This window comes from uncultured Nevskia sp. (assembly GCF_903885465.1).
GTDB lineage: Bacteria > Pseudomonadota > Gammaproteobacteria > Nevskiales > Nevskiaceae > Nevskia.
In genome coordinates this window covers 1-4,410 of the sequence record NZ_CAISIQ010000315.1, presented here as the reverse complement: position 1 = coordinate 4,410, position 4,410 = coordinate 1, and the positions used below count along the sequence as shown (strand labels likewise).

3 protein-coding genes are annotated in these 4,410 nt (G+C 63.9%); 1 reads left to right on the top strand and 2 read right to left on the bottom strand.

All coding sequences use genetic code 11. The annotated features are described in order from the left end of the window. A partial coding sequence (locus QZY06_RS12240; RefSeq protein ID WP_295684700.1) for an MBL fold metallo-hydrolase occupies positions 1-922 on the top strand: 922 nt, incomplete at its 5' end. A 129-nt stretch (positions 923-1,051) separates the two neighbouring features. On the opposite strand, the gene QZY06_RS12235 is transcribed toward QZY06_RS12240, so the two are convergent. Then, a complete protein-coding gene (locus QZY06_RS12235) occupies positions 1,052-1,942 on the bottom strand; it encodes a dienelactone hydrolase family protein (RefSeq protein WP_295684696.1) in 891 nt (296 codons plus the stop codon). Positions 1,943-2,047: 105 nt separating this feature from the next. Further along, on the bottom strand, positions 2,048-4,410 hold a 2,363-nt coding region (locus QZY06_RS12230; RefSeq protein WP_295684694.1), incomplete at its 5' end, for a TonB-dependent receptor.

Sequence of the window (4,410 nt, the reverse complement as noted above, 5' to 3'; positions counted from 1 at the left end):
TGTGGGCCTGATCAATGCCCGCAACGAAGTGGAATCGGTGCAGACCTGGATCGACAATCCAGTGCTCGGCGACACCCTGATCGAAAGCCGCTACAGCGAGTATCGCGATCACGACGGTCTGCGCTTCCCGGCGCACATCGTCCGCAGCCAAGGTGGCCACCCGGTGCTCGATCTTCAGGTGACGGACGTAAAGCTGAATCCGCAGCTTGCGTTCGCCGTGCCGGAGCCGGTCGCCAAGGCCGATGCAGCGATCATCAAGGTCGACGACAGCCTGATCGCGCCAGGCGTCCATTACCTCACCGGTGGCAGCCACCACAGCCTGGCGATCGAACAGAAGGACCACGTGGTGGTCGTCGAGGCGCCGCAGCATGAAGCGCGCTCGCTGGCGGTGATCGGCAAGGTTCATGAACTGATTCCAGGCAAGCCGATCCGCTACCTGATCAACACCCATGCGCACTTCGATCATGCCGGCGGCCTGCGCGCCTACGTGGATGAGGGCGCGACGATCGTCACCCACGCCCGGAACCGCAGCTACTACGAAAAGGCCTGGGCCGCACCGCGCACCTTGAATCCCGATCGCCTTGCGGCATCGAACAAGGCGGCGAGCTTCGAAACTTTCACCGACCTGCATCTGCTCGACGATGGCACGCGCAAGATCGAAATTCATCCGATCGCCGGCAACGGTCACAACGATGCCTTCGCGCTGGTCTATCTGCCGGCCGAGAAGCTGCTGGTCGAAGCCGATGCCTACACGCCGCTGCCGACGACGGCGCCGCTGCCGACCAGCCGCAATCCGTTCGCCGAGAACCTGCTGGACAACGTCCAGACGCTGAAGCTGGACGTCAAGCAGATCGCGGCGCTGCATGGTCCGGGTCTGGTGCCCTTGTCCTCGCTGCAGGCGGTGGTCACGGCCGCGAAGTGATCGCCTGACTCACCGCCAGCCGCACCGGCGGAGCGGCTGGCGGTGCCTGGCGCTGGCACAGTGCAGGCGAGGGGGCTGGAAAAATCCGCTGCGGGCGAGATGCCGGCGGCGGATTTTCTTGCTGCGCGATCAGCCGCGCAAGTGCTGTTCGAAGAACGCGATCGTCCGCTCCCAGGCCAGCTTCGCGGCTGCGGCGTCGTAGCGCGGCGTGGTGTCGTTGTTGAAGCCGTGCTGCACGCCGGGATAGATGTAGGCCTGGTAGTTCACCTTGGCTGCTTTCAGCGCGGTTTCATAGGCCGGCCAGCCGGCGTTGATGCGCTCGTCCTGTTCGGCGTACTGCAGCAGCAGCGGCGCCTTGATCGCGGCCACGGTATCGAGCGGGGGCTGGGCACCATAGAACGGCACGGCAGCGGCGAGATCGGGGAGCTGCGTGGCCAGATAGTTGGCAACACCGCCGCCGTAACAGAAGCCGACCGCGCCGAGCTTGCCGTTGCCATCCGGCAAGACCTTCAGCTGCTTCGCGGCAGCGATGAAGTCGGCGCGGGTCTTGGTCTGGTCGAGCTTGGTGAACGCTTCGCGGGCCTTGTCCTCATCGCCGGGATAGCCGCCGAGCGGGAACAGCGCATCCGGTGCGAAAGCGATGAAGTTGTCCAGCGCGACCCGCCGGACGATGTCTTCGATGTGCGGATTCAGGCCGCGGTTCTCGTGGGCGACCAGCACCGTCGGTAGCTTGCCCTTGGCATTGACCGGCTTGACCAGATAGCCGCGCAGCTTGCCGTAGCCGTCCGGCGATGGATATTCGACATAAGCGGTCCACAGGCGCTTGTCGTCCGGCGGCACCTGCTGGGCCTCGGCGAAGTTCGGGCTCAAGGCCTGCAGCAGCGCTTCGGCGCCGATGCCGGCGGCGGTGTAGCGGCCGGCCTGCTGCAGGAAGCCACGACGGGACAGCTGGCCGTGCACGTACTGGTCGAACAGCTTCAGGGCTTCAGGGTGGAAATCACGGGCTTGCTTGCGGGACATGGATGGCTTTCCTTGGATGTTCATCATTGATAGACGGATGAAAAGCAGACGCCCCGACAATGCCAGTCGAGGGGCATGCCGGGGCGTCTTCTACTTCGGGATAAATCAGAGCTTGGCGCTGAACTGCACGCCGTAGAAGCGTGGCGTGGCAGGTACGTAGCTGTTCCAGGTGACGACCTGGGAGGTGTCGTCGTTGAACACGTTCTTGATCAGCACGCTGACGTCGAACTTCTGGTCGGCGGTGCCGACCCCGAAAGCCAGATCGCCGATCACGTAGGCCGGCACCGTCGCGTAGGACGACAGGCGGACATCGGAGTTGTAGTTGCTGGTGTAGGCCAGGTTGAAGTTGGTGTGGGCGACATAGCCCGTGAAGATGGGCTGGTTGTAGTCGGCTCCGAGATTGCCGGTGAACTTGGCCGCACCCGGGAGACGTGAACCGCTGATGTCACGCAGTGGCTGACTGGTCAGGTTGCCGTTCTCGACCGGCTGCGCCGAGTTCCGGAAGTCCCGGTAATAGGCATCGTTGTAGGCGACCGACAGACGCAGCGAAGCCCGTTCGATCGGCCGATACAGCGCATCGATCTCCACACCTCGGGCACGGACCTTGGCGGCGTTGCCGGTGGCCGCGGTGTAGTAGGTCAGATCATCCGGCGTGTTGATTGTCGTGTACTCGTCGTACACCTGCACCTGCTGCTGGTAGTTCTTGATGTCGTTCCAGAACAGCGCGGTGTTGAGGGTCAGCTTGCTGTCGAGCAGCGAGGTCTTCAGGCCCAGTTCGTAGGCGCGGGCTTCCTCGGGCAGCGCCAGGAACGGCACGCTGTTGACCACCTGCGAGATGCCGGCCTTCTCGCCATAGCGGAACGACACGTAGCCGGTATAGCGCTCGTTGAAGCGATAGCTCGGGCTGAGCACGAACGAGGGCTGCACTTTCTGGAAGTGCGGGCCATCGGTGTCGTTCCAGATCGTGCCGATCTGGGTCAGGCGGATTGCCTTGGCGGCGCCGACCTGCGCTCTCTGGGCGTCGGTCAGCGCGCCGTAGGTGGCAACATTGAAATATTTCTTCGCCACGGAGTCGGCCAGTGCCAGTTGCTCGGGGCTGTTCGCACCCGGTGTCAGCACGCCGGCAGCGTTCGACGCGAAGCCGCCGAGCGCCACGCCATTGACCGTCGCCGGGTTCAGCTCCGGCGCAAAGCCCTGCTCGAAGATCTGCTTGTACGTGGTGTTGCGACGATCCTCGCGGCTGAAGCGGAAGCCGGCGGTGAGTGTCAGCGGCTCCGTGATGTGCCAATCGGCCTGGCTGAACAAGGCCGCACTCTTGTTGCGGATTTCCTGCACCGGTTTCTGGACCAGGCGGTTCAGCGAATTGGTCAACAAGTAGCGGCCAGCGGCGTCCGCGTCGAGCGTGGTGTACTGACCGGCGCCGGCATACCAGGCACCCGCATCGGCACCGAAACCGCTGCCGGTGTCGTAGTTGTTCATCGTCCGCAGCAGGTAGATGCCGCTCGTGTAATCGACGGCGCTGCCGAAATGGCCGGTCAGCTTCAGCTCCTCGCTGGCCTGGTTGTAGAAGACGTTGCCGCCGCCGTTCTTGTTGATGTCGAACGGTGTGCCTTCGTCATTCTTGGCCTGGAACGAGAAGTTCTTCCAGGCGGTGATCGAGGTCAGCGTGTGATCGCCGAGCAGCCAGGTCACTTCGGCCGAGGCACCGCGGCTGCTGGTGACCAGCGGGAACTGCGAGTCGGTGTTGATCGCGCCGCCGAGATAGTCCTGGTCGTAGCTGTAGCCACCGTCCTGGGTGAACCAGCGACGGCCCAGACGGGTCTTGGCGTCGCTGGCGAGAGTGTTGTTGTCGCCGTTGGCGAACTTCGTCGGTGTCGGCGTGTACAGCAGAAAGCCGTTGTAGTACTGGCCGACTCTCGGCTGGAAGTCAGCTCGCAAGGTGGCGTTGAGATTGTCCAGCGGCGTCAGCAGGAACTGTACGCGGCCGACCACGGCATCGCGGTTCGGATAGGAGATGTCGCGGTTGTAGTCGTTCTTGATGAAGCCGTCGCCTTTCTGCACCGAGAACGCACCGCGCCAGGCGAGCAGGTCCTTGATGACGCCGCCGCCGAGTGCCGCGCGCGCGATCACCGTGTTCTGCTGGCCGAGGAACACCGAGGCGTTGAAGTCGCGTTCGAAGCGCGGCTGGTTGGTGGTGACATTGATCAGGCCGACATTGGCGTTCTTGCCGCCCTGGGTGCCCTGCGGACCGCGCAGCACTTCGACATTGGCCAGATCGATGAAATCGAAGCTGGCCAGCGGGTTGTACGGGTAGGGCACGCCATCCACGCTGAAGCCGACGCTCGGGTCCATCGCATCGGTCTGCGCCTGGCGCCCGATGCCGCGGATCGAGATGCTGCTGGTGCGCGCATTGCCCTGGTTCCAGGACACGTTGCCGGCGCGCTGGGTGATGTCGCCGATGGTCAGCG